General features: G+C 53.7%; 25 protein-coding genes and 1 pseudogene. 9 read left to right on the top strand and 17 right to left on the bottom strand.

Going from position 1 to position 23308, the window contains the following annotated elements; translation table 11 throughout:
• Together QZ279_RS03905 and QZ279_RS03900 are read left to right on the top strand one after the other, a co-directional pair.
• Positions 1–356 (top strand): annotated as a pseudogene (locus tag QZ279_RS03905) (MFS transporter); the annotation flags it as partial.
• Positions 353–550 carry a hypothetical protein gene (locus tag QZ279_RS03900; protein ID WP_293448186.1) on the top strand — a complete coding sequence of 66 codons (198 nt, stop codon included), beginning with the start codon at positions 353–355 and terminating at the stop codon, positions 548–550. The pseudogene QZ279_RS03905 and the gene QZ279_RS03900, both read left to right, overlap by 4 nt.
• Here QZ279_RS03900 and QZ279_RS03895 read toward each other — a convergent pair.
• The 3 genes from QZ279_RS03895 to QZ279_RS03885 form a co-directional block, all read right to left on the bottom strand.
• On the bottom strand, positions 547–2055 hold the full coding sequence (locus QZ279_RS03895; RefSeq protein WP_293448183.1) for an indolepyruvate oxidoreductase subunit beta family protein: 1509 nt from the start codon (positions 2053–2055) through the stop codon (positions 547–549). The genes QZ279_RS03900 and QZ279_RS03895 overlap by 4 nt on opposite strands.
• A complete protein-coding gene (locus tag QZ279_RS03890) occupies positions 2052–4208 on the bottom strand; it encodes an indolepyruvate ferredoxin oxidoreductase subunit alpha (protein ID WP_293448180.1) in 2157 nt (718 codons plus the stop codon). Before QZ279_RS03890 ends, QZ279_RS03895 begins: the two co-directional genes overlap by 4 nt.
• 420 nt (positions 4209–4628) lie before the next feature.
• Positions 4629–5249 carry a glutathione S-transferase family protein gene (locus QZ279_RS03885; RefSeq protein ID WP_293448178.1) on the bottom strand — a complete coding sequence of 207 codons (621 nt, stop codon included), beginning with the start codon at positions 5247–5249 and terminating at the stop codon, positions 4629–4631.
• A gap of 238 nt (positions 5250–5487) precedes the next feature.
• Here QZ279_RS03885 and QZ279_RS03880 point away from each other — a divergent pair, with 238 nt between their 5' ends.
• Complete coding sequence (locus QZ279_RS03880) at positions 5488–5964, top strand: flavin reductase family protein (protein ID WP_293448175.1); 477 nt, start codon at positions 5488–5490, stop codon at positions 5962–5964.
• Positions 5961–6539, top strand: coding sequence for a carboxymuconolactone decarboxylase family protein (locus tag QZ279_RS03875; protein WP_293448173.1), 579 nt, complete (start codon positions 5961–5963; stop codon positions 6537–6539). Before QZ279_RS03880 ends, QZ279_RS03875 begins: the two co-directional genes overlap by 4 nt.
• Here the strand turns inward: QZ279_RS03875 and QZ279_RS03870 are convergent.
• The 6 genes from QZ279_RS03870 to QZ279_RS03845 all read right to left on the bottom strand — a co-directional run bounded on the left by QZ279_RS03870 (position 6536) and on the right by QZ279_RS03845 (position 12478).
• A complete protein-coding gene (locus QZ279_RS03870) occupies positions 6536–7708 on the bottom strand; it encodes an FAD-dependent monooxygenase (protein ID WP_293448171.1) in 1173 nt (390 codons plus the stop codon). The two genes, QZ279_RS03875 and QZ279_RS03870, sit on opposite strands and share 4 nt — an antisense overlap.
• Positions 7709–7771: 63 nt before the next feature.
• Positions 7772–8653 carry a polysaccharide deacetylase family protein gene (locus tag QZ279_RS03865; RefSeq protein ID WP_293448169.1) on the bottom strand — a complete coding sequence of 294 codons (882 nt, stop codon included), beginning with the start codon at positions 8651–8653 and terminating at the stop codon, positions 7772–7774.
• Positions 8653–9450 (bottom strand): alpha/beta fold hydrolase, encoded by a 798-nt coding sequence (locus QZ279_RS03860; RefSeq protein WP_293448166.1) that lies wholly within the window; start codon positions 9448–9450, stop codon positions 8653–8655. Before QZ279_RS03860 ends, QZ279_RS03865 begins: the two co-directional genes overlap by 1 nt.
• Positions 9450–10544 carry an LLM class flavin-dependent oxidoreductase gene (locus tag QZ279_RS03855; RefSeq protein ID WP_293448163.1) on the bottom strand — a complete coding sequence of 365 codons (1095 nt, stop codon included), beginning with the start codon at positions 10542–10544 and terminating at the stop codon, positions 9450–9452. The genes QZ279_RS03860 and QZ279_RS03855 overlap by 1 nt, the downstream gene beginning before the upstream one ends.
• An 81-nt stretch (positions 10545–10625) precedes the next feature.
• Entirely contained in the window at positions 10626–11945 is a 1320-nt protein-coding gene (locus QZ279_RS03850; RefSeq protein WP_293448160.1) for a TRAP transporter large permease, read from the bottom strand.
• A gap of 11 nt (positions 11946–11956) precedes the next feature.
• Entirely contained in the window at positions 11957–12478 is a 522-nt protein-coding gene (locus tag QZ279_RS03845) for a TRAP transporter small permease (RefSeq protein ID WP_293448157.1), read from the bottom strand.
• Positions 12479–12715: 237 nt separating this feature from the next.
• On the opposite strand from QZ279_RS03845, the gene QZ279_RS03840 reads away from it, so the two are divergent.
• Positions 12716–13783, top strand: a complete 1068-nt coding sequence (locus QZ279_RS03840; RefSeq protein ID WP_293448154.1) for a C4-dicarboxylate TRAP transporter substrate-binding protein — start codon at positions 12716–12718, stop codon at positions 13781–13783.
• 75 nt (positions 13784–13858) lie between these two features.
• Here QZ279_RS03840 and QZ279_RS03835 read toward each other — a convergent pair whose 3' ends face one another.
• Genes QZ279_RS03835 through QZ279_RS03825 form a run of 3 tightly spaced genes read right to left on the bottom strand, consistent with a single transcriptional unit; the run spans position 13859 to position 17531 of the window.
• Complete coding sequence (locus QZ279_RS03835) at positions 13859–16240, bottom strand: xanthine dehydrogenase family protein molybdopterin-binding subunit (RefSeq protein ID WP_293448151.1); 2382 nt, start codon at positions 16238–16240, stop codon at positions 13859–13861.
• Positions 16237–16713 (bottom strand): (2Fe-2S)-binding protein, encoded by a 477-nt coding sequence (locus tag QZ279_RS03830; protein WP_293448149.1) that lies wholly within the window; start codon positions 16711–16713, stop codon positions 16237–16239. The genes QZ279_RS03835 and QZ279_RS03830 overlap by 4 nt, the downstream gene beginning before the upstream one ends.
• Entirely contained in the window at positions 16710–17531 is an 822-nt protein-coding gene (locus QZ279_RS03825) for a xanthine dehydrogenase family protein subunit M (protein ID WP_293448146.1), read from the bottom strand. Before QZ279_RS03825 ends, QZ279_RS03830 begins: the two co-directional genes overlap by 4 nt.
• A gap of 108 nt (positions 17532–17639) precedes the next feature.
• Between QZ279_RS03825 and QZ279_RS03820 the strand changes: the two genes are divergently transcribed.
• Positions 17640–18161, top strand: coding sequence for a redoxin domain-containing protein (locus tag QZ279_RS03820; RefSeq protein ID WP_293448143.1), 522 nt, complete (start codon positions 17640–17642; stop codon positions 18159–18161).
• A gap of 35 nt (positions 18162–18196) precedes the next feature.
• Here QZ279_RS03820 and QZ279_RS03815 read toward each other — a convergent pair whose 3' ends face one another.
• Positions 18197–18853, bottom strand: coding sequence for a TetR/AcrR family transcriptional regulator (locus tag QZ279_RS03815; protein WP_293448140.1), 657 nt, complete (start codon positions 18851–18853; stop codon positions 18197–18199).
• Positions 18854–18862: 9 nt separating this feature from the next.
• Positions 18863–19354, bottom strand: coding sequence for an OsmC family protein (locus QZ279_RS03810; RefSeq protein ID WP_293448137.1), 492 nt, complete (start codon positions 19352–19354; stop codon positions 18863–18865).
• A 132-nt stretch (positions 19355–19486) separates the two neighbouring features.
• Between QZ279_RS03810 and QZ279_RS03805 the strand changes: the two genes are divergently transcribed.
• Together QZ279_RS03805 and QZ279_RS03800 are read left to right on the top strand one after the other, a co-directional pair.
• Positions 19487–20443 (top strand): cyclase family protein, encoded by a 957-nt coding sequence (locus QZ279_RS03805; protein ID WP_293448134.1) that lies wholly within the window; start codon positions 19487–19489, stop codon positions 20441–20443.
• Entirely contained in the window at positions 20440–21048 is a 609-nt protein-coding gene (locus tag QZ279_RS03800) for a glutathione S-transferase family protein (RefSeq protein WP_293448131.1), read from the top strand. The genes QZ279_RS03805 and QZ279_RS03800 overlap by 4 nt, the downstream gene beginning before the upstream one ends.
• Here QZ279_RS03800 and QZ279_RS03795 read toward each other — a convergent pair whose 3' ends face one another.
• On the bottom strand, positions 21049–21996 hold the full coding sequence (locus QZ279_RS03795; RefSeq protein ID WP_293448129.1) for an MBL fold metallo-hydrolase: 948 nt from the start codon (positions 21994–21996) through the stop codon (positions 21049–21051).
• Positions 21997–22149: 153 nt separating this feature from the next.
• Here QZ279_RS03795 and QZ279_RS03790 point away from each other — a divergent pair, with 153 nt between their 5' ends.
• Entirely contained in the window at positions 22150–22605 is a 456-nt protein-coding gene (locus QZ279_RS03790; RefSeq protein WP_293448127.1) for a cupin domain-containing protein, read from the top strand.
• 9 nt (positions 22606–22614) lie between these two features.
• On the opposite strand, the gene QZ279_RS03785 is transcribed toward QZ279_RS03790, so the two are convergent.
• Positions 22615–23088, bottom strand: a complete 474-nt coding sequence (locus QZ279_RS03785; RefSeq protein WP_293448125.1) for a Gfo/Idh/MocA family oxidoreductase — start codon at positions 23086–23088, stop codon at positions 22615–22617.
• On the bottom strand, positions 23085–23308 hold a 224-nt coding region (locus tag QZ279_RS03780; protein WP_293448123.1), incomplete at its 5' end, for a hypothetical protein. The genes QZ279_RS03785 and QZ279_RS03780, both read right to left, overlap by 4 nt.

Raw genomic sequence — 23308 nt, 5'->3', positions numbered from 1 at the left:
TTCTCGGCATCGCAAATTTTCTCGCGACGGCCACGATTACTGTTCAAGTTCTCTTCGCTCAAGACGTGCTGGGATTGTCGGCTTTTTCCTACGGCGCGGTTCTTTCTGTGGCGGCGTTAGGGGCGATAACGGGTAGCTTGCTTGCGCCGCGGATGATGGCGCTTATCGGTTTGCATCCCTGTCTATACCTGTCCATCAGTGCATGGGCGATCGGATATTTTACCATCGGGCTCACATCTAATGGTGTCGTCATGGCGCTCTCACTTTTTGGTGTGATGGCGGGGTCGATGCTTTGGAATGTGACACTGTATCGTGGCGTCAACGGCGTATTCCAGCAGACCTCTTGGGGCGTGTGAATAGCATTTACCGCTTCTTCGGCTGGGGTTCGATGCCTTTGGGCGCATTGGCGGGCGGGATTGTTGTGTCGATGCTTGAAGACGAGATGGGCCGCGAAACAGCATTGCGTGCGTCTTTCATAATGGCCGCTGCATGCTGTGTATTGCTGTTGGTTTATGCGATCTTTAAACTGCGCTTGCCTGAGGATCGTTAGCTTGCGAAAGAGTGAACTGTTGCCAGTGCACCATCGAGTACGTCGCCTTTTTCGTCTTCCAATGCCGCGCTGCGAAGTCGCCTGACCCAGTCAGCAGCGTCTGGCCGTCCTGACAAAACATCCAAGGCCGCAATGACCTTGCCAAATTTGGAATGGCCTCGTGTGTGGGTGTCAGAGTAACCCTTGATCAAGCGCTGGCACTGTAGAATTTCGATGGCTAAAGACGTGTCTGTAAGAGCTGCTTTATGTGCGTGTTCGAGCAAGCCGCTCAAGTGCGCTGTCTCAAAGCGGTGGCGCAGGAATTTACGGCGGTAGGGTTTCAACGCGCTGACGGCCCAAAGCAGTCCAAACCCGATGATGCCATCGGTTCTGATACGCCGGCCCTTGTTTGTGACACGATCCAATGCCGCAAAAGCGCGCGGGCGGGATTCGATCCATGCGCCAAGTCCAGCGGGCAGAGTGCCACAGATTTCTTGCGCGCGAGGATGGAAATATTCCGTGATCTGAACGATGTCGCCTTCAGGAATGTCTTGTTCACTGCGCAGACGCGTTTGCCGCGATGCACGGGTTTTCAGATCGGCAACCCGCAGGATGTCATCGTAGCACATGGCATTAGCGATATATTTCGCAGCGACCTTGGTAAGGTTGGCGTCCGTGTATTTATACGCGACCAAATGTCCAAGGTATGTTTTGCCGTATTCAATATCTTGATAGTCAATGACTTTTGTCAGCCCTGCCTGTATTATCAAGCGTGCGTCATTTGGAAAACCTTCGATCTGTGTGCAGAGATCGCTCCAGCCCTTCAACAGTATTTCGGGGCCATCGACGGTAGGTGCAGATTTTTGCGAAGGTGTGTCGTCAATTTGAGCTGAATCATACGTCAAAGCTGCGTGGAATGCGGCAAGGCTTTGCTGTGCGCCGCGCCCAGATGCGGCGATGACCTCTTCAAATTGCGTCATTTCAAACGGCAACGCTTTGCTGCGGGCAAGGCCGCCAAACAGACTGGCAGAAATCATACTGCCGGCCTCAACTGCGAGGGTTTCCATATCAAAACAGACGCAGCGCAGCGCTGCACTTGTGATCTCTTCCTCGACCAAAGTGCTTTGCGCGCGCCCATCACCGGGCACTTCTTTTTCAGAAATCGCGAGGATGCGATGGCTAGAGGCAATCAACGTTGTACGGTGTGGCGTCACAAATCCACGCAATACGGCGCGACCGGCCTCCATCAGTTCAGCAGCTATCAGAATGTCCAGATCACCGGGGGCAGGGCTGAGCGCGAAGACGGGAAGGCGTTCAGTCTTGGGGGCCATTTCAACATAGTAAATCGTTGCCCCCGTGCGTTGCGCCACGCCCGCGACAGAGGTCATTTGAACTGCGTACCCGCCGCGATTGGCAAGCTGCGCAATCCAATTGGCCAGCACGCCACCGCCCTGCCCGCCAACAGCCAAGACCGCTAGTTTGATGATCTCGGCAGACGCATCTTTAGAAAGCGTATGCGCGTTCATGATGCGTCTCCGGTGAAGACCAAGCGACGTGCATCGCGGCGTTTCTGAAGCTTTGTGATCAGGCTTTGACGCCAATCGCTGAACAGACGGTCAAGGCGAGAAGGGTTCTGGATAAGATCGGCTTGGTAGAAGGACGGACACAGAACGGCAGCGTCCGCGACCTCACCACAGTTTCCACACCCGACGCAGTTCTGATCGATGCTGGCGACAGGGTCATCACGCAGCGGATCATCGAGGGTTTTCAAAGATAAAGAGGGGCAGCCAGACAGCCGTATACAAGCATGATCGCCCGTGCACACATCCTCGTCCACGCCAAAGCGGGTGCGGGTCATGCGTTTTCCGTCGCTGACGGCTTTCTTGTGCAAAGGTTTCTCGCGGCGTTGTTTGTTAAGCATACATTCAGAGGAGGCGATGATGACCTTGGGGCCAGTCTCCGGCGTCTCTAATGCTTCTTTTAAGGTGGCTTGCATTTTGCCCACGTCATAGGTGCGATCCAATTGACGGACCCATTTGGCGCCCATACCTTCAACGGCCTGTTTGATCGGATGTTTTGTGGATTTCGATTTATTATCAGCGCGCGACGACAAAATGTCCTGCCCGCCCGTGGCCGCAGAGTAGTAATTGTCTACAATGATGATCACGCCGTCATTGTCGTTGAAGACCGCGTTGCCGATGGAGGAGGTCAACCCGTTGTGCCAAAATCCACCGTCCCCGAGAAAGGAAATTGATCGCCGCCCCGCTGTTTTGTCATTGAACGCCGATGCTGACGCTGGTCCCAAACCATAGCCCATCGTTGTTGCGCCAATATCAAAGGGCGCGTTGATGGAGAATAGATGGCACCCAATGTCGCTGGCGATGTGGTGGGGGCCTAATTCTTCCTCGATCATCTTGGTGGCTGCGAAAATGGGACGTTCCGGGCAGCCGATGCAGAAACTAGGAGGGCGTGCAGGAACTGTCGCTGTCAGTTCGGGCATCTTCAAGATTGGTGGCGCATTTGGCGCACGTGCGACAGGCGGCATCAATTCGGATGCGGCGTCGCGCAGGTAAATGGACAGGCCGTCAAGCATGATCGTGCCTGTCAGCTCGCCTGCTTCGGGGAAGGGGCCTTTGCCCTCGATTTTGCAGCGCGCGCCAGCCTTGTGAAGGATCGCACGGATGTTTTGTTCTATGTAGGCGGGATGACCTTCTTCAATCACAAGGATGCTGTCTTTGTCCTTGGCGAAGTTCAAAATCTCATCGTCAACCAGTGGGTAGGTCACGTTCAGAACATGCAAAGGTAGATCGCAATCGCCGTACATATTGGCCAAGCCGAGGCGCTGAAGACCACGGATAACACCGTTGTAATGACCACCCTGACAGATAATTCCAACCTTGCCCTTTGCGGGGCCAAAGCTTTCATTCAGCTTGTTTTCACGGATGTAGTCGATGGCGGCAGGCAGGCGTTTGGTCACCTTTTCCTGTTCGTGCAGGAATGAGGCAGGGGGCAACACCACGCGCGCCAAATCACGTTTTGGGTTTTCCAAAGCATCCTTGACGGTCATCGCGGGGGCGATGTTTTGCTTGGCCACGAATTCGCCCAGCAAGTGACAAGACTTGATCCGCAATTGCAGCATCACGGGGCTGTTGGTCGCCTCTGACAAAGCAAACCCATCACCGACAGCTTTGACCATCGAGGGCAAGTTCGGACGTGGATCCAGCAGCCAAATTTGGCTTTTCATCGCAAACGCATGACTACGCTCTTGCATAATGGACGAGCCTTCGCCGTAGTCTTCGCCAACGATTACCAATGCTCCGCCCGTCACTCCGCCAGATGCAAGATTGGCTAAAGCATCAGAGGCGACGTTCGTGCCAACGGTCGATTTGAACGTCACAGCGCCGCGAATAGGATAATGCACAGAGGCGGCGAGCGTTGCCGCAGCAGTTGCTTCGGACGCGCTGGCTTCATAGTGGACACCCATGTCGGCCAAAATGTCCTGTGCATCGGCGAGCACGTCCATCAAATGCGAAATGGGCGAGCCTTGGTATCCCGCTACATAGCCCACGCCATTCTCTAAAAGCGCTTTGGTGATCGCCAAGATACCTTCGCCGCGAAACGTTTCACCCGCACCTATTTTCAGGTGCTGCACTTCTTTCGCAAAGGAACGTTCGGCCACGGTTTACACTTTCTGGATTTTTATATGAATACGCATGAGTAATGAGGTGAGTGAAGGAGTCAAACGGCAAGTTTAGATAACGTTTTGGCGGATGTTTCCAAAGATTTGTAAAAATGATGCTAGGAAGGCATCACGGTTTTCGACACTCAATCCCGCAAATAGTGCTTCTTCAGCTGGGCTCATGTGTGGCCAGACTTCACGGTACGTTGAACGCCCCGAGGCCGTCAGGACAATGTCACAAACGCGACTGTCGGTTTCACTGACCGGGCGCTGGAGATACCCGGCACGTTCCTTCTGATCTAGTGTTTAAAAAATCGACAAGACCAGAATAGCTTGCGCTGCTTTAACACACGCTAATGTGGGTCCTGAACATAAAATGTTGCTTTAGGTGACGTGAACAGGACCCATAGGAAAAGCGATTTACGTAACGCCTTCGAGCTTGCGTGACGCTTGAACAGACGGGCGCGCTTTCATGCGTTCATAGTGTGCCTGAACGTTTGGTGGCAAAGTCCAGCCCGCGACATCTGCAGCCCAGTATTGGGTGTAATACAGCGCAGTGTCCGCAATGGTGAAATCACCCATCAGGTAGTCTTTGCCAACCAATTGCGCGTCTACAACGTCCAAAGCACCAAGCATTGCAGTCATGCCGCGTTCGCGCAGTTGATCGTGCTCTTCAGGATTCGCAGAATATGCATCTGGGCGACGCCACACGCGCCAAGACAGCATGTGGACTGTGCCAACGATAAAATCCATCGCCTCGATTGTGCGTGCGATGCCTTCTGGATCACTTGGTAGCAATTTCTTGTCCGGGTTCGTCATCGCCAGCCAAACAGCGATCGCAGCATATTCGGTTAGAACGCTGCCATCATCACGTACCAGTGCGGCCACTTTACCCTTGGGGTTCAGCGCTTTGTATTCGGGCGTTTTCTGCTCGCCTTTGGAAAAATCCACGACCTTTAGATCATAGGGGGCACCGATTTCTTCCATCAGCACGTGGATACCAATCGAACAGGTCTTTTTCGCGTAACATAGTGTCGTCATTTCTGGTCTCCCTAGACCCACTCTTGTTGTCGTGGGTGGTGTGATGTTATCACTTGATAACTTAAGTTATGCGGCACCGACTATCAAACGGAAATGACAGTGCTTTCCATTGGGTACTCGTAAATGCCTATTCTGAAAATGATTGGGTTTCATTTTGTCAGATGCATGTGCGCCCTATACTTATGTAAAGCCCATGCATAGGGCATCATGAGGAGACGAGACAATGCGGGATGTACCCATGTTTGACCCAACAGATTTGCGCAATGCTTTTGGATGCCTGCCAACGGGCGTCACAGTTGTCAGCATGCTGGACGATACCGGCACGCCAACAGGCGTAACTGTCGGTTCATTCACATCACTTAGCTTGGCACCTGCCTTGTGTCTTTTCTCACTTGGTAAAGCACAAGCCAGCGCGCGTTTGTTCGAAGAGGGTGTGCCGTTCGTTGTGAATGTGCTTTCAACAGAGTCGACAGACCTCGCTTGGCAATTCGCCAAGCCGCTTGAAGATAAATGCGAGGGCGTTGCCTTGGTCGAAACCTTGGTTCAAGTACCTCGCCTTAAAGACGCCATCGCGTACTTTGCATGTCATGCCCATGGGATCCACGATGGGGGTGATCATATCATCGTTGTTGGTGAGATTTTGGAATATGAACACAAAGAGGGTGATGCACTGATCTTTTATCGTGGTCAGATGCAAACACCGGCACCGCTATGAGCCGTCATCCGACCCTAGATGAACGCGCGCTATCGCAGGATCAACGGCTGATCCACGACACGATTGCAAATGGGCCGCGCGGCCGCGTCGTTGGTCCATTGCGTGTGTGGTTGCAAAGCCCTGGATTAGCGACGCAGGCCCAAGCGCTTGGGCAATATGCGCGTTACGATAGCGTGCTGTCACCCGTGTTGTCAGAACTCGCGATCCTTGTCACTGCGCGCTACTGGTCGTCTGGGTTTGAGTGGTCCCACCACGCGCCCATCGCACAAGAGGTGGGTGTTCCAGCAAAGGCTGTGGAGGCGATTTCGCAGGCAAAGCGTTTTACATTCAGTGATGCGAAAATGCAGGCTGTCTTTGATTTTGCGGTGGAGCTGCATCTCCTGAAGAACGTCAGTGATGTGACCTACGACACGGCTTTAAAGGCGCTTGGATTGCAATCTTGCGTCGATCTGGTCGGTATTTGTGGCTATTACACGATGATCTCAATGACGATCAATGTGTTTGATGTACCCGATGGTGACGGGCCTATGCTGCCCGAATTGGACATTCCTTTGACTGAGTATTTCGGGCGTTAAGCGACGGTTGCGGCGGTCAATCGCATAATGTCAGTCAAACGTGCATGGGAGGATCCATCCGCGTTTTGCGCATTTTCTTCTGACATCCATGACCCAAGTTCCCGCGCTTGCAAATGTGCGCGCAGGGATGCGGGGACGCGTGTTTGTGAATAGGTGTCCAAAGAGGTCGCCGCGTGTTCTGCGAGGCACAATGCATCCTCTGCAGCTTTGGTCACGCCCATACCGACATGGGGCCGTGCGACGCAGGCTGCATCACCAGAAAGCGCGACACGATCGTCGTGCATCATGGGTGAGTGATGATCGTAGATCGGCGTAAAGAAGGGGCGTTCTGAGCGGTTCAAGATTTCGATAAATCCTGCGGGCAAGGTTGCCATCGCGCGCTCTTGCATATTCTGAAGAACAGCCTCTCTCACCAAAGGTGGAGGGATCGAAATCGGGTGGTGCTGGCCCGTATCATCCGTAAGCATATCGCGCAGCAACTCAGCGGGTGCAGGGGCGTACCACACGAAATTATAGCGCCTGTTGCCTTCGCGCAGATCATTGTTCGGTCCCGCAATCGGATAGCCGATGATCTGGCTTTGGGACGGTGTGAAGAACGCGAAGTTTGGGAAGATTGCGCTGTGCACATCGCTTGGCAGATCACGCTCATGCGCGAGGGCGCGCCAGACGACGTAGCCTGCGTATTGCGGTTTAATGTCTGGCAACATTTGGGCGCGAATGGCGGACCGAAACCCATCTGCACCAACAAGTAAATCAGCGGTGCGCGTGGTGCCATCTGAAAACAGCGCGGTCACGTCATCAGCGGACTGCGTGTAGCCTGTGATGTGCTTGCCAAGGTGGTAGGCACCCTCTGGGATCAAGCGCCGAAGCATTTGATGGATGCGGTCCCAAGAGGTCACGATTTGCGGATAGGGCAGGGTGGCGACGCGACCACCGTCCTTGTGGAACGCGACGCGATCATAGACCTGCACGCCAAGATCCGTCAGATCCGCGCCGACTGCCCGCAAGGCGTTGTTTAAGGTGTCATGTGTAACGATGCCCGCACCGCGGCCCGAAAGTTCAACCTCGGTGCGTTCGTAAATATCGACGTGCCAACCCGCTTTTAACAAGGCTGTCGCTGCGAACAGACCCCCGATAGAGCCGCCGCTGATGATCGCGCGTTTTGTCATGTCGAGGTCCCATCTTATTTATCGACTTATAAATAGCATCGATTTCGCAGGATCAAGAAAAGATCATCCGTTGTAGCGGATCATTTCGTCTGTGTACCAATCGCCAACTTCGCTGGCGGTCATCCATGCGACGCCCTCATGGCTGCCCACATAGTCGAGCAGTTCCTCAAGGTAGCGGATGCGATGAGGCACGCCTGTCACGTAAGGGTGGATCGATATCGCCATAACGCGCGCATTGTCTGCGCTCTCTGCATAAAGGCGATCGAAGTGATCGCGCCCTCTGCGCAAGAACTCGTCTGAGCTGTGCTGTTGAAGCGCATAGACAGCAATATCGTTCATTTCTACCGTGTAGGGCAGGGTGGTGATGACACCGTGGGGCGTGTCCACCTCTTGGGGCAGGTCGTCCAGCACCCAGTCGGCCACGTATTTCACCCCCGCTTCGCGCAGAAGATCAAGGGTTTCATCGGTCTCGGTCAGGCCGGGGCTTTCCCACGATGTGGGACGTGTTCCTGTGAAGGCCTCAATGGTATCCATCGCGGTGTGGATTGCGGTGCGTTGATCGTCTAGGTTGTGCATGGGGCCTTGCAAATGGCCGTGGCCCATGAACTCCCAACCTGCCTCAAGCGCAGCACCTGCGACGCGCGGGTAGCTGTTACAGACGTTGCCATTGATCGCCAAAGTTGTGGGTATTTCGCGCGACGTCAGAGCGCTGTATTGGCGCCAAAAGCCGGAACGCATGCCGTATTCATGCCACGACCAATTCGGCACATCGGGCAATAGAGGAACGCCCATAGGTGGGGGCAAAACCGTGCGCGGCATCGGTCCCTCGATCCCCCATTCCTCAACATTGACGATCACCCAGACCGCAAGACGTTTACCATCGGGCAAATTCAGCTTGGGCCGATCTACAATGGCTTGGTAGGGCAGGCGATCTGTGAGGCGCATTAGAACTCCAGGAAGTTTTGTACCGCTGTGTTGAAGGCATCCGTTTGATTGAGGTTCGCAATATGCGCGCAATCTGGGATGTCGATGTAGTGCGCATTGGGAGTCTTGGCGGACAGGTCTTTCATCTCAGCAGAGGGCGCACCAAAGTCGTCGGCCCCGGAAATGAACAGGGTTGGGACTGTCATATCGCCCAAGCGGCGTTTGTAGTCCAAGGTCTGCAAAGCGCGCGCGCATCCTGTGTAGCCCGTGACTGTGGTTTGTTTGAAATCGCTTTCCAGTTTTTCCACCAGTTCTGGATTGGCGGCGAAGAACTCAGGCGTCAGCCAACGTTCCACCGTGCCGTTCCAAATTGCCGACATGCCACCCTTTGCAATGGCCGCGATCCGATCGTCCCAGCTGCTGACAAAGGGCGCTGGATTATCCGCACGCGCAGAAGCGCAGACGATTTTATTGAAGCGCTCCGCGTGATCAAGGCCAAGGCCGAGACCCGTCATGCCACCCAGAGACAGGCCGATATAGTCGGCCTTTGCGACGTTGAAATGATCCAGAACGGCGACGGCGTCCGCACTCAAATCGTCGAACGTATAATCACCATCAGGGGTGCTGGACTGGCCATGACCTCGCGTGTCGTAGCCAATCACGTTGTAGTGCGCTTCCAAAGCGGCGCGCTGGGGGGCCCACATATTCAGACCCGCGCCAAGGGAATTGGACAGAAGGATTGTGGGACCGTCTTTGCGACCAGTGGAGTGCGCGGAAAGGGTGACGTCCCCGCGCATTATTTCAGTGCGCGCGCTCATCAAGATTCGCCAAGGGCAGCGTTGACGATGGGCATGGTTTTCTCTGCAAGCAAAATCATTGAATTGCGGCCAAGCTCCACGTCGGTCCAATCCTTGCCCGCATAGAGCAGTTTGCCAAAGTTGCCGACCTCTTCACGTAGGGCCAGCAGATCATCGGCAACCTTGTCGGGGGTCCCCCAAATCACGCAGTCCTCAAGAACGCCGTCCAACGTGACCTCGTCATCGGCCATGCTTTGATCTGCTTTGAACAGGTTCGTGCGGCCGTGCTTTTTCATCTTGGTCAGCAATTGCGAGTAATAATAGCGGTAAGGGCTTTGTGCGCCAAATGCGTATTCTTTCGCTGTGGCCAGATCGTCAGCCACGAAAATCGACTTGGCAACGCGCCAATTGGCTGGGTCTGCAACACGGCCTGCGCGTTCGCAGCCCTCAACATATTTTGGCCAATGGGTTTTGGCCCATTTTTTCAGTAGGAAGTTCGCAGAGATAGGATCCCAACCGCGTGCAGCGGCCTCTGTCACGCCTTTGGAAAACGGTGCAACGGCGGTCACAACGATGGGCGGATGGGGCCGTTGTAGGGGCTTGGTCATCATTCCTTGGCCGATGGATAGCTCCATCTGCGACTCTGTCGAGATGTTCCAGAACTCGCCCTTGATATTGTAGGGGGCCTCTGATTCCCAAATTTTTAGGATGTGGTTGATGCTCTCTAGGAACATGGCTGGGCGATCCGCGTTCAAGCTTTCGAACACTTCCGCGTCTGTCGCCAGACCACCGGGTGAAATTCCAAAAATGAAACGACCATCCAACATGTGATCCAGCATCGCCACTTGCCCCGCAACTGTTGCGGGATGCGTGTTGGGTAGGTTCACCGTGCCTGTGCCCAATTTGATCTGCTTGGTCGCAGCGGCAATCCACGCGATAAAGCTGATGCAATGGGTGATGTTTTCGGCGGCGTCTGTTGTGTGTTCTCCAACGTAGGCCTCCACAAAACCGAGTTCGTCGGCAAGCAAAAAGGCAGCACGATCTTCGTGCAAAGAAGTGCGCCAATCTTTCCCAACTGGGTGGATTGGCATCGTGAAAAATCCAAGATCCATCATAGTCCTCATCATCTTAGTTTACATTTAACTCCCACTCCGCAGTGCGGAAAATTAGGAAATTAGTATCTGATCATCACAAAATTAGATTAGGGCGTTGGGAAGCAGCGTCGCCAAGGTTGGCAGCGCAAGCACAAGAAACGCAGATGCTAATATAAGCAAAAAATAGGGGAAAGAGCCCATGAATATCTTTTTCAGCGTTGCTGTCGGGTCATCAACCGAACCCTTGACCGTATAGACCAAAAGCCCGAAAGGCGGCGATAAAAGGCCAGCCTCAATCACAAGAATTCCAAAAATTGCAAAAGCAATCGGATCATACCCCATCGCCATTGCAAGCGGTGCGAAAATAGGGACAGTAAGCAAAATGATCGAAATACTGTCGATCAGCATACCCAGAATGAGCCAGATGAACGCCATCAGCAAAATAACCATGAAAGGCGCGAGATTTAGGTCGACAAAGATGCCCTGGACGTAGTTCACACCGCCACCCAAAGCGAGCAGGCGAGAATACATTTGTGCTGCGATCAACAAAAACATGATCGGCGCAGTGGTGCGTCCGGCCTGATACAGGCTTTCCACGATTTCCTTACCGCGCATACCCTTGATTACACCAATCACCAGTGCACATATGACACCAAACGCAGCGGCTTCTGTTGGTGTGAACCAACCCAACCAAATGCCACCAATCACAACCATGATCAGCGCCAGAATACCCAGTCCACCAATCAGCTCCGAGCGTTTGTCTTCCTGGGTCGGATCGGTCAACGGCTTGTCGTAAGGGGGGGCAATTTCAGGCTTCATGATCGCAGCGATGATCACATATGCAGAGAACATCAGTGCCAAAATTATGCCGGGAATAATGCCTGCGACAAACAACGCCCCAACGGACATCTCCGTCAGGATGGCCCAGACGATCAGCAATACGGACGGTGGAATCAACATACCAAGGCAGGCAGACCCTGCGACTGCTCCAAGCGCAAAAGACTGCTTGTACCCAAGCTTCATCATTTCTGGATAGGCGATGCGACTGAACGCAGCGGCAGAGGCGATAGAAACGCCGGTGACGGCTGCAAAGACGGTGTTTCCTGCGATGGTTGCAATGGCCAAACGACCCGGAAGGCGACGCAATGTGCGGTCGCAGATGCGATACAAATCCCCTGCGGCCCCGCTTCGCCAGACAAAATCACCCATCAAAACAAAGAGCGGGATCACCGCGAACACATCCTTTCGAATGGCTTCATAGGCCGTGTTGGACATGATCGCCAATGCGGCCTCTGTGTTGCCGCGAAACATAATGTAAACACCGACGCCAGAGCAAAGCGCCAGCGCTACACCGATGTGGACCCCGAGAAGGATCAGCACGATCAGCACCCCGAGCATCATTATTACAATATCACCACCCATGTCGTACGCTCCTAATCTTTAAGTCGTACGAGTGCGCCCGGCGCCTCGTTTTCGTTGACCAATTGGCCTGTCCAATCAAGCCAAATCATGTAGCCATATGCGAAGGCCCCGAAGGCTGACATTGCAGCTATTGCTCCGCGCACGGGCCATGTTGGAACACGCAGGGATCCTTCGCCCTCGTATTCGCCAATGCGGTAGGCGTCCCAGAAGGACGGGATTGTGCCCCAGATCAAAGCAAGAAACAGCGCTAACCCTAGAATGCATGCGAAGGTTCGCAGGAGACGGCGAAACATAGGCGGGACGGCGTCTGACAGAATTGTCGTGCGCAGCATCGAGCCGGAATAGATTGCCAAGGGGATTTGTAAGAACGTGATGGTCACGATCGAGTTTTGCAGGATTTCTTTCGTCCCGGGAATTGGACGAGATAAGAATATCCTCCCCATCACGTCACCAAAGATTAGAAACGCGAGTGCGAGTGTCCAGAATGCCGAAAAAATATGCAGCAATCGGGCACCGCTTATATGTAGCTTCATTTTGCCCTCCCCGACGCAACAAATACCAATCCTTTGAACGCTAACCGATGGGGCAAAAGGTTCAAGCGCTTATTTAGCAAGTGATAAATTAATCCACGTGTGACGTGCAGAGTTTCTTGACCGATGCCTCGCGATGTGCAGACATTAGTTTAGTTAGCAACTGATAAATAAGCCGAAGCTATCGGTCGTCGGTGCTGAGTATTGCGGCAAAGTCCGCACGTTCTGGGAGGAATAGAGATGAAAAAAACACTTACCCTCGGCTTAGGAGCCCTCGCGATTTCCGCGCTTGTAGCTCCCGTTTCTGCCGAAACGTTCACATTGCGGATTGGATCGGGTCATCCTAATGGTCCAGCGATCTATGTGACTGATACGGCAAAGTATTTTGTACCTGAAGTGGTGCGCCGTGTGGCGGAAGAGACTGATCATGAAATCGAGTTTGTCGAAGGATATGGCGGTGCGATCGCTGGTGTTTCCGAGACTTTAGAAGCGATCCAAAACGGTATCCTCGATATCGGTTCATATTGCATCTGTTTCGAGCCAGCGAAATTGTTCCTGCATAATTTCCCGTACTACGCGCCGTTCGGATCGCAAGATTCGGCACAAGCGATGACAGCCGTGCGTTCGGTCTATAACGACGTGCCTTGGCTCACTGAGCAGTTTACCAAAGAATACGGTCAGGAACTTTTGGGCCTTCACGGCTGGGACAACTACCACTTGGGCACGACTGACCCCTGGGAGAAAGTTGCTGATCTAAAAGGTGTCAAAGTTGGCGGCGCGGGTCCAAACCTGCCGTGGCTTGAGTTTGCGGGTGCGATTCCGGTTCAATCCACATTGCCTGACGGTTACTTGTCGCTGCAAACGGGTGTCTACAATGGATGGTTGATGTTCCCCTCTGCCTACCTCGGCTTTAAATTCCACGAGCCAGCGCCGAACTATACGCTTGTTGGATTTGGCGCGATGCCTGTGAACGCATTGGCGGCGAATAGTCGTACAATGGCGAGCCTTCCTGAAGATGTTCAAAAGATTATCCGTGAAGTGGGGCAAGCTTATGAAGATCAGTCGGGTGCATCTTTGAACGCGGCACAAAAGCGTGGCCTAGATGGTCTTGCTGCCGCGGGCGCAAATGTTCAAACGCTGGCACCTGAAGTTCGTGCAGAGTGGGCTGAATCGCTAACAGGTTTCCCACAGCAGCAAGCAACCGAAGCCGATGGTCGGGGCATGCCGGGCAGCGAAGTCATGAAGGCTTATTTGGTAGCGGTAACAGCGGCTGGTTATGAGTGGCCAGTTAGCTACTCTGTCGAGTAAGACATCCCTAAATCTAACGACAGGGCGCGTCACTTCGGTGGCGCGCCCTTTTTGTTTTTAGACCATTTGGTTTGACTACTCTGCTGCGTTATCAAGCATGGTTAGAATGCGCTCTGGTGTCATGGGCATTTGCCAAATGCTTGCCCCCATCGGTGACAACGCATCATTGACCGCATTTAAGATGGCAGCAGGCGCGCCACCCGTTCCAGCCTCGCCCGCACCTTTCGCACCAAGCACAGACGTTTTCGTCGGCGTCTCAATATGCGCGATTGTGATGTCAGGCATTTCGCTGGCCATGGGCACCATGTAATCTGCCATCGTCGCGTTTAGAAATTGGCCGTCAGGTGAATAATGACATTCCTCATACAGTGCACCTCCGATACCCTGGACTACGCCGCCCCTGATCTGTTCATCGACCAGCAGTGGATTGATTACGCGACCACAGTCTTCAACGGCCCAAAAATGTAGCACCTTCACAAATCCGGTTTCTGTGTCAACTTCGACATGAGCCGCCATCGCGCCATTGGTGAACACGAAAGGGAAATCCGTGACGCGATAGTGGCGCGTCGCGATCAATTCAGGGTTAAGATCGTTGGGAAGTTCGTTGCCACGATAATAGACCGTGCGCGCAAGATCGGCCAAAGGCAGGCGTTCCTTGCCATCCAAATCTGTCACGGCTCCGTCGCGGATATCTAGCTTTTCAACGCCCGTTTGCAGCATCACACCAGCCACGTCGAGCACCTGATCCTTCAGCGCCTGTGCTGCTAGCAACATTGCTTCACCGCCAATGCCTGCCCCGCGCGAGGCCCAAGTTCCGCCGCCATAGGGCGTGGTGGCGGTGTCGCCGGTTGTTACTTTTACGCGGTTTAAGGCGATGCCGAAGACCCCCGCTGCGATCTGTGCCAAAATGGCGTTCGTACCTTGGCCTTGTTCCGTGATCGAGGAAGACACATGCAAAGCACCCCCCGCATCAAGACGCACAGTCGCGCCATCTTGGGACGCAATAGGCGCGCCACCAATGCCATAGAACATGGGGCTGGGATTCGTGACCTCGACCATCGAAACGAAACCGATGCCCCGATAGATGCCGTCTTTGCGCGCCTCTGTTTGATCCGCGCGCAGGCCTTGATAGTCCATAATTTCGGTTAGCTTGCGCAAGGCGCGTTTGTGGCTGAGATCGTCCAGCTTCATACCCGTAGCAGAAGTGCGTGGATAGCTATCATCGGCCATCAAATTCAGCTCGCGCAGCGCAACGGGATCCATTCCAATCTTGCGCGCGGCGTCTTCTAACAGGCCATCCGCAATTGCCATCGCAATCGGGTGCCCCACCGCACGATATTGGCACATCAGGGTTTTGTTTTGGAATACAACGCGACCCTTGGCGCGGTAGTTTTCCATCACATAGGGTGCACCAGTCAGGTTCAAAACCTGATTGCATTCAATCGCAGACGTGCGGGGGTACATAGAAAACGGGCCGATCCCAGTCAGATCATCAAAGTCTATGCCGACAATCGTGCCAGCCTCTGTGATGCCCATCTTTGCCTTTACGATATGATCGCGTGCGTGAATATCCGTGACAAAACTTTCAAAGCGATCCGCAATGAATTTCACGGGGCGCCGTAGCAATTTCGCAGCTGCAGCCGTCGCGATTTCATCGCCATATGTATGGATCTTGATCCCGAACGAGCCGCCCACGTCGTTGGAGATAACGCGCACGTTTTCCTCTGGCAGGCCAAGGTGTTTGGAGAAAATCACTTGCATCATGTGCGGCGCTTGGCCTGAGTAGTAGACGGTCAATTGATCCTCGGATGGATCGTATTCACACAAGGTCCCGCGCGATTCTAGCGTAACGCCTGTGTGGCGGCCAAACCGAAACTCGCGCTCGATCACATGCACACCCGGAGCTGCAAAAGCCGCATCGATATCGCCAGCAATCACGTCGCGCTCCCACGCAAGATTGCTACCAAATTCTGGATGAATAACGGGTGTGTCTGCATCAAGCGCGGTCTCTGAATTCACCGCTGCGGGCAGTTCATCGTAATCCACATCGACCAGCTCGCAGGCATCTTCAGCCAGCGCGCGCGAGGTGGCGACAACCATCACAACAGGTTCGCCCTGCCAACGCGCCACGTCCATCGCAAGCGGGTGTTGCGGTGCTGATCGCAAGCCAGTCAAATGGGTCAAAGTACCGATGTAAGGCGTGACGTGTTCCGCCAGATCGGCCCCTGTGTAGATTGCAATCACACCGGTTGCAGAGAGCGCATCTTCGGTGTCGACGGACAAAATTTTGGCGTGTGCATGGGGCGAACGTACAAAAGCGGCGTGCACCATGCGGGGCAGTTTTTCATCATCTACAAATCGCCCTCGTCCCTGGAGTAAACGCGCTGCATCTGCGCGGGGTTCAGGTTGGCCAATGTAGCGATTAGGCTTGTCGAAAATATGGGCTGGACCGGTCATGTGCGCGTCTCCTTGATCACGTCGCAGATCGCGTCAACAATAGATTGATAGCCTGTGCAACGGCAGTAATTGCCCGATATATGTTGGCGAATTGCGTCCCGATCAGCCGCGCCGCCCGCGTTTACATATCCCAGCGCACTGGCAAGCATTCCGGGGGTGCAGAAACCGCATTGCAGCGCGTTGCGTTTGGTGAACGCGGCCTGCAAGGCCGTGCTTTGACCGCTGTCCGCAAGCCCCTCGATAGTGGTGACTTCTTTGCCATTGGCTTGCGTAGCCAACATCAAACATCCACGCACCGTGTCGCCATCAACCGTAAGCGTGCATGCACCGCAAACACCGTGTTCGCACCCGACGTGAGAGCCGGTCAGGCACAGTTCTTCGCGCAAAAAATCAACAAGGTTCAGGCGCGCGGGAACGGTCGCACCGACGTCCTCGCCATTGACGCGCAGTTTAATATCGATGGAACGGCTCATTGTGTCATTCCTTTCAAAGCGCGTGTCAGTGCGACCCCTGCAAGGCGTTGACGGGTTGTGTGATTGGCTTTCAGATCATCCGTAAAATCGATTTGATCGAGATGGGTCAGCACCGTTTTGATGTTGTCTTGGCGTGTCAGGGCGGCCTCTAGTTCGGGCACCCGCGTTGCGCGATCCGCGACACCGAAAAAGGCAGCGCAATAGCTGTCGTCGGTCTTGGCAATCGCGACACCAGCAAGGGCATAATCGCCGTGGCGTTGGGTGAGTTCATGAAAGCCGAAGCGCTGCGCAGGCGTGGCAACAGGGACATGAATGGCAGTGATCAATTCATCGTCCAGCGCGGTTTCAAACATGCCAAGAAAGAAATCATCTGCCTTGATCATGCGTGTTCCATCTGGTCCCGCGACTTCGATGCTTGCATCCAAGGCCAACATCAACGCGGGCATTTCGGCGGCGGGATCTGCCAGTGCAAGGGATCCGCCAATCGTACCGCGATTGCGAACCGCATCATGCGCGATATGGGGCAGGGCCATGCCGATCAAAGGGATATGCGCCTGAACCGTAGGGTCCGACATTAGCTCCGCGTAGCGCGTCATTGCACCGATACGAACAGTGTCTGTATCCACCGTAATTCCGCGCAGTTCTGTCAGATCAGCGAGGTCGATCAACGCCTCTGGTGCGGCCACGCGAAAATTCATCATCGGCATCAGGCTTTGCCCGCCCGCAAGGGGCATCGCTTCGCCGTCGTGCTCTATAAGCATCGCAAGTGCCACATCCAAACTTGATGGGCGCAGATAGTCGAAATCTGGTGCCTTCATGATGATCCCCGCTTGGTTGGACCGGGTTGGATTCGGACCCTACCCTTTACGCCATTCACGCGCTAAGTTATCGACTTATAAATAAGGATCAAGCAGGGAAGTAGAATTATGTCACAGAAACTTATCCCCGACACCCAAGCCCCTGCGCTTTCATTGCCATTGGTCGGCGGTGGAACATGGACGCTGGCGGATCAAACGCCAAATAATTTCTCAATGGTGATCTTCTATCGCGGCCTGCATTGCCCCGTGTGTAAAATGTATCTGACCAAGCTAAATGGCTTGATCGATATGGCCGCCGAGGCGGGCGTGAACGCCGTTGCTGTATCCATGGATCCAAAGGATCGTGCGACGCAGACCAAAACAGACTGGGAGCTGGGCAACGTTGATCTGGCCTACGGCGCGACCGCGGATGATGTCAGAAATTGGGGTCTGTATCTGTCGACAGCTTTCAAAGACGCAGAAATCCCACAGTTCGCTGAGCCGGGCCTGTTCTGGGTACGCCCCGATGGTCGCCTGTATCTGATTGACATCTCGAACATGCCGTGGTCGCGTCCGGACGTAGAATTCTTGCTGTCCAAGGTCCAGTTCGCGATGGACAACGGGTATCCTGCACGCGGCACGGCCGCTTAAGATTTATGTGAGGGCAGCAAATGTTGCCCTCACACTTAACCTTGGCCTTCGCGTTTTAGCTTAATCTCTAGCCCTGCCATGAACGCTGCAATCGCGTCTGCGATCACGCGTTCTTTGTCGGTGGAAATTGCGCTTTCGTAGATCAGATCGCGGATACCGTAGTAGAAAATTCCGCCGTGCATGATCCACGCAAATTCAACTTCGCAATCTTTTGCAGGCACATCGGGCAAGCCGAGTTCCACGCGCGCTTCGATCAAGATCGGTTCTAATATCCGCTGGCGCACAAGCTGCATGTAGCGGCGGTTTATATCGACGCCCTTAAGGCCTGAAAATAGATAGATTCGCATCCATTCGCGGTTGAAGATCACGTCCGTGTAGACACTATAGAACGTGTTCAAGCGATCCGCCAAAGGGCGTGTGCGATCGCGCAAAAGCGGTTCCCATTCGGGCTGCCAGCGATTGACATAGACTGCGTCATAGACCTCTGAAATGAGGTCGTCCTTAGATGGAAAATAGCGATACAAGAGCGGCTGTGTCACGCCCAGTTTCTTGGCTAAACCACGGGTCGAGCTTTCAAAACCCTCTTCTGCAAAAAATTCAATCGCTTGGTGTATGAAATCCTGGCGTCGTGCCGTGGACGAAAGCCGCTTGCGTTTGGGCGCGTCGTCTGGGGTTATTTCAGGTTGCTTCATGTGCGCCTTCTATGCGTCGTGCCAGTCGCCGTCAATTTGTAGTCGATGCCCCACTTCAAGCCCCTGCATAAGCGTGGTTTCGATAAAGCAGCCTTTCTTTGCAGCGGCCATTAAACGCATCTGATCTTCCATGTTGGCGGGGCTGTCAAAGTCGATATCAAGGTCAAAACCAACGGGTGCTGTCGTATAGGGTTCGCGCCCAATCTGTTCGCCCTGCCAATGCAACCGCGCGTTCACAGTGACCTGTCCAATAGGGATTTTCATACGTTTTGAGAACGCCCTGATCTGGGTCATGATGCAGCCTGTCAGGGCCGCCGTGAAAAGCGCTAGTGGGGGTGGCGCTGTGGCGTCACCGCCATGAAAGGGACCTTCATCTGTGGCCAGTTCGTAGGTTTCATCCATCGTCTCAAAGTGAACTTTGACATCATTGCGCATCTTGCCAGACATTGTTCCTGTGCCTTCAAAGATGATATCAAATGTTTTCATTTCTGGATCGGCCATGGCGATTGAAACCTCTATTATTAATTATCATTCGATAACAACATGAGAGTTAACTTCAAGCAAGTCCATTGACTCGTGCGTCAAATTAATTTGTCATTCGATAAATAAGGAATGCACATCGGGGACGGACCTATGACCAAGCTGACACGCCAAGATATTTACGACACTGCAAAAGAACTTTCGAACTGGGGGCGCTGGGGCGATGACGATCAAATTGGTACGCTGAATAACGTGGGCCCAGAGGATGTGATTGCAGCGGGTCAGCTGATCAAGAAGGGCAAGGTCTTTGCATTGGGTTTGGATCTGAAGGAAAAGATCCAATCGGGTTTGTTTGGCGGGCGTTGGAATATGATCCACCAAATGCTCGCAACGGGCACCGATGCGGTCACGGGTGAACAGGACGGCGATGGGAAGGCCTATCTGCGTTATGCCGATGATGCGATAAACCTACCCTGTCAAGGGAGCACGCAGTGGGATGCGCTGTGCCATATTTTTCTTGATGACAAGATGTACAACGGTTTTCCCGCGACAGATGTGACAGTGAACGGCGCCAAGAATCTTGGCATTGAAAACGTGCGCGACAAGATGGTCGGGCGCGGTGTCCTGCTGGATATTGCGCGCTGGAAAGGTGTGGACAGCTTGGATGATGGCTATCCGATCACCAACGCTGATCTGGATGGATGTGCGGCCGCGCAAGGTGTCGAAATTCGCAAAGGCGACTTTGTGATCGTACGCACGGGGCATCAGGAACGCTGCCTCGTCGCGGAGGATTGGACTGGATACGCAGGCGGCGACGCACCCGGTCTGTCGTTTGAAACCGCGCATTGGATCAAGAAGCACGACATCGCTGCGATCTGCGCAGACACATGGGGTTGCGAAGTGCGCCCGAACGAATCTGATGAGGCCAACCAGCCGTGGCATTGGGTCGTGATCCCTGCTATCGGCATTTCCATGGGCGAGATTTTCTATCTGAAAGACCTTGGCGAAGACTGCGCAGAGGACGGCGTTTACGAATTCTTCTTCACAGCGCCACCGCTACATATCCCGGGCGCAGCGGGTTCACCCATCAATCCTCAGGCGATCAAGTGATCCTTTGGGGACGGGGCAGTTCAGTCAATGTTCAAAAGGTGCTTTGGGGTTTGGAAGAAGAGGGACTGGTTTACGAACACAAGGTCGTTGGCGGGAAATTTGGCGGCACCGATGATTCTGAGTTCACCGCACTAACCCCTGTGCGGCGCGTCCCTGTTTTGCAGGATGGCGACGTCACGCTTTTTGAAAGCAACGCGATCCTACGCTACTTGGCAAACGGGCAAACCACGCCCGTGGCCGATATGTGGATGGAGTTTGGATCGACCACGCTGCAACCTCCGTTCATCGGGCTGTTCTGGCAGCAGGTTCGCATGACCAAAGCCAAGCAAGATAAAGCCGTCTTGGAATCGCAGATCAAGGCGCTCTATGCGGGTCTGGAAATCATGAACACTGCGCTATCGGATGGGCGCGCTTACCTTGCGGGGGATGATTTTTCGATGGCTGATGTGGCCATCGGGAGCCTGTTTCACAGATTCATGGATCTGCACCCAACGATCTTGGGTGCATTGCCGCATGTGGATGAATGGCACGCATCCATCGCTGCACGCGCAGGTTATCGCAAATGGATTGCGACCTCTTACGAAGAGCTGCGCGTCACAGGGTAATTACATGCGTGCTTGATAGGTCGCTGGCGTCCAACGAAAGTGACCATCAGTGCGCTCTACATATCCGATAGACGGGAAGGGCATGTGAAAGCCGCTGACCATCAGACCATCCGTCGCTACCATGTCTAAGACGCGATTTCGGGTCTGTATTGCGAGATCTTTGTCATCGTCAAACCCCACAAGGCTGTCTGGATACTGCAGCGAAAACACAAAGTGATTGGTGACATCGCCCCAAATCAACAGCGATTTCCCGCGGCTCTCTAGACGGTACATCATGTGACCGGGGGAATGCCCGAACGCGGCCTCAGCCGTTAGCCCAGACACAACGCTATCGCCGTCTTCAAGAAACGTCATACGATCTGCCAAAGGTGGGATCAGTTTGAGGAAGATATCACGCGTGCCAGCGCGCTGTTCTGGAATGCCTTCGCCGCTGGACCATGCATCAAATTCTTTACGCCCAATCACATAGCGCGCGTTGGGATAGGTCGGTGTATTGCCGTCCATGACACCAAGAATATGATCAGGATGGCAATGGGTGAAGGCGACGATATCTATATCCTTGGGCGCATAACCGGCGTGGGCTAAACGTCGTTTTAAATGTCCTGCTGGCTCATCTGCGCCAAGCGGTGCAAAGCCTGTGTCAAACAGAATAGTCTGACCGCCAATGCGAATGACGGTCGGTGTATAGCCACTCTCAAATCCATGTGCAGGCAGGTTATTGCTCGCAGCAATCTGTGCGATTTCTTCGTCGGATTTATCCAAAGCAAAGGGTGGATTAATAGCGTCGCGAATATGTGCGCCGTCTTGGATCGTGCTCACTACGGCCTCACCCAAAGCGAAGGGATGGATGGTCGATCTATAGGTGTCGTTTATGATATTCATGGGATCAGGACCTTCTTTGCCGCTCGGCGCGGGCTTGTCGATATTGGGGAGTTTGATGCAAGGCATTTGCAAGGTATTTCAAATCACGATGTGAAAAATTACTTGATGTCGTGTCCGCTGGAGATGAACCGTAGCATCTATTTCTATTGCTTTTATGGCAAGTGCAGGTTCTGATATATACAGAAATATTTAGTCAAAATACGTGAAGGAGAGAACGCCATGAGTGCACACGGACCCCACCATATCGAAACCAATCCTGATCCAACGGCCTTTGCTGATTGGCCCGAGGGCATGTATGAAGAGATGCTGGCAAGCCATGATAATGGGTGTGTTGGAAGTGTTCTAGTGTCTGAAACAGACCGCGTGCGCGTTTGGCATTTGCATATCCCAGCGAACCAGCGTTGTGGTTTTCACCGTCATGTAAACCCCTATTTCTGGTCTGTCGTTAGCGCGGGCAAAGCGCGTGGGTATTTCTCTTCAGGCGAGGTCACAGATGCAGATTACACGGTCGGTCAAACCAAACACTTTCACTATGGCCCAGGCGACTACATGCTCCACGCGCTTGAAAATATCGGCGACACGGATATCGCGTTCACCACTGTAGAATTTTTGGACGGCACCAACCCTGCGTTGGACGTTCCCAAAGAGGTCCACCTTTCTATCGAAGCCGCCTGAACAAAAGTGTTACAGTTGAACTGCCTGCCCCGTTTCGGCAGAGAGGATGATCGCATCAAGCACTTCGATGTTATGTAGCAACTCAAAATCGGAATAGGGGTAGGGTGCATCACCTCGGATCGCTGAACCGAAGGCTTCAAGGTTTGCGGTCACACTGTCGGTCCAATCAAACACCTGCGTTTCGCTGTCCTCAATAGAGCGATACCGCTCCATCGTTGCCGTGCCATCTGGTGTGTCTGGATGGGTGGAATTGCGAATTTCTACCCACATGTCGCTGCCGAATACATGAGTTCTGATGAAATGCGGGGTGTGCAAAATGGCTTGTAATGTAGCCGTCATTCCGACCTTGAACTGCAGTTGCATCGTGACCACATCACCGGTTTCCCAGCCTAGGCTACGATCGGCTGTGAACGCATGCAGGGACGCGACTGGTCCATAGAATGCAATCAAAAGATCAGTCAAGTGAATGCCCATCTGCGTCATGCCCGCTGCGGGTGCATCTCAAAATATTTTTTCGTACCAGCTTCGCCATAGCGTGCATTTGCAAGATCAAGTAGGTCAAGTAGCGGATCTACAAACAAGTAGCCTTCTGCCAAAGCTTGCTCATAATTGCGCATAGCGAGGTCGACTTCACCGCGCTGCTGCAAGATACGCGCATTGTGATAAAACTCAGCATAGGTATTTGGATTTGATATTAATCCAC

The organism is Planktotalea sp. (assembly GCF_018607965.1).
GTDB lineage: Bacteria > Pseudomonadota > Alphaproteobacteria > Rhodobacterales > Rhodobacteraceae > Planktotalea.
Note: the sequence above shows the minus strand (reverse complement) of the source record. Positions and strands in the feature narration are given on the sequence as shown.

What these genes read in the sequence shown, in the direction of transcription:
- QZ279_RS03815 (WP_293448140.1), bottom strand. Translation starts at nt 18,853, where the DNA reads ATGAAGCAACCTGAAATAACCCCAGACGACGCGCCCAAACGCAAGCGG.
- QZ279_RS03875 (WP_293448173.1), top strand. Translation starts at nt 5,961, where the DNA reads ATGAGCCGTCATCCGACCCTAGATGAACGCGCGCTATCGCAGGATCAA.
- QZ279_RS03810 (WP_293448137.1), bottom strand. Translation starts at nt 19,354, where the DNA reads ATGGCCGATCCAGAAATGAAAACATTTGATATCATCTTTGAAGGCACA.
- QZ279_RS03840 (WP_293448154.1), top strand. Translation starts at nt 12,716, where the DNA reads ATGAAAAAAACACTTACCCTCGGCTTAGGAGCCCTCGCGATTTCCGCG.
- QZ279_RS03835 (WP_293448151.1), bottom strand. Translation starts at nt 16,240, where the DNA reads ATGACCGGTCCAGCCCATATTTTCGACAAGCCTAATCGCTACATTGGC.
- QZ279_RS03790 (WP_293448127.1), top strand. Translation starts at nt 22,150, where the DNA reads ATGAGTGCACACGGACCCCACCATATCGAAACCAATCCTGATCCAACG.
- QZ279_RS03820 (WP_293448143.1), top strand. Translation starts at nt 17,640, where the DNA reads ATGTCACAGAAACTTATCCCCGACACCCAAGCCCCTGCGCTTTCATTG.
- QZ279_RS03845 (WP_293448157.1), bottom strand. Translation starts at nt 12,478, where the DNA reads ATGAAGCTACATATAAGCGGTGCCCGATTGCTGCATATTTTTTCGGCA.
- QZ279_RS03880 (WP_293448175.1), top strand. Translation starts at nt 5,488, where the DNA reads ATGTTTGACCCAACAGATTTGCGCAATGCTTTTGGATGCCTGCCAACG.
- QZ279_RS03795 (WP_293448129.1), bottom strand. Translation starts at nt 21,996, where the DNA reads ATGCCTTGCATCAAACTCCCCAATATCGACAAGCCCGCGCCGAGCGGC.
- QZ279_RS03830 (WP_293448149.1), bottom strand. Translation starts at nt 16,713, where the DNA reads ATGAGCCGTTCCATCGATATTAAACTGCGCGTCAATGGCGAGGACGTC.
- QZ279_RS03860 (WP_293448166.1), bottom strand. Translation starts at nt 9,450, where the DNA reads ATGAGCGCGCGCACTGAAATAATGCGCGGGGACGTCACCCTTTCCGCG.
- QZ279_RS03855 (WP_293448163.1), bottom strand. Translation starts at nt 10,544, where the DNA reads ATGATGGATCTTGGATTTTTCACGATGCCAATCCACCCAGTTGGGAAA.
- QZ279_RS03825 (WP_293448146.1), bottom strand. Translation starts at nt 17,531, where the DNA reads ATGAAGGCACCAGATTTCGACTATCTGCGCCCATCAAGTTTGGATGTG.
- QZ279_RS03850 (WP_293448160.1), bottom strand. Translation starts at nt 11,945, where the DNA reads ATGGGTGGTGATATTGTAATAATGATGCTCGGGGTGCTGATCGTGCTG.
- QZ279_RS03895 (WP_293448183.1), bottom strand. Translation starts at nt 2,055, where the DNA reads ATGAACGCGCATACGCTTTCTAAAGATGCGTCTGCCGAGATCATCAAA.
- QZ279_RS03805 (WP_293448134.1), top strand. Translation starts at nt 19,487, where the DNA reads ATGACCAAGCTGACACGCCAAGATATTTACGACACTGCAAAAGAACTT.
- QZ279_RS03870 (WP_293448171.1), bottom strand. Translation starts at nt 7,708, where the DNA reads ATGACAAAACGCGCGATCATCAGCGGCGGCTCTATCGGGGGTCTGTTC.
- QZ279_RS03885 (WP_293448178.1), bottom strand. Translation starts at nt 5,249, where the DNA reads ATGACGACACTATGTTACGCGAAAAAGACCTGTTCGATTGGTATCCAC.
- QZ279_RS03785 (WP_293448125.1), bottom strand. Translation starts at nt 23,088, where the DNA reads ATGACGCAGATGGGCATTCACTTGACTGATCTTTTGATTGCATTCTAT.
- QZ279_RS03865 (WP_293448169.1), bottom strand. Translation starts at nt 8,653, where the DNA reads ATGCGCCTCACAGATCGCCTGCCCTACCAAGCCATTGTAGATCGGCCC.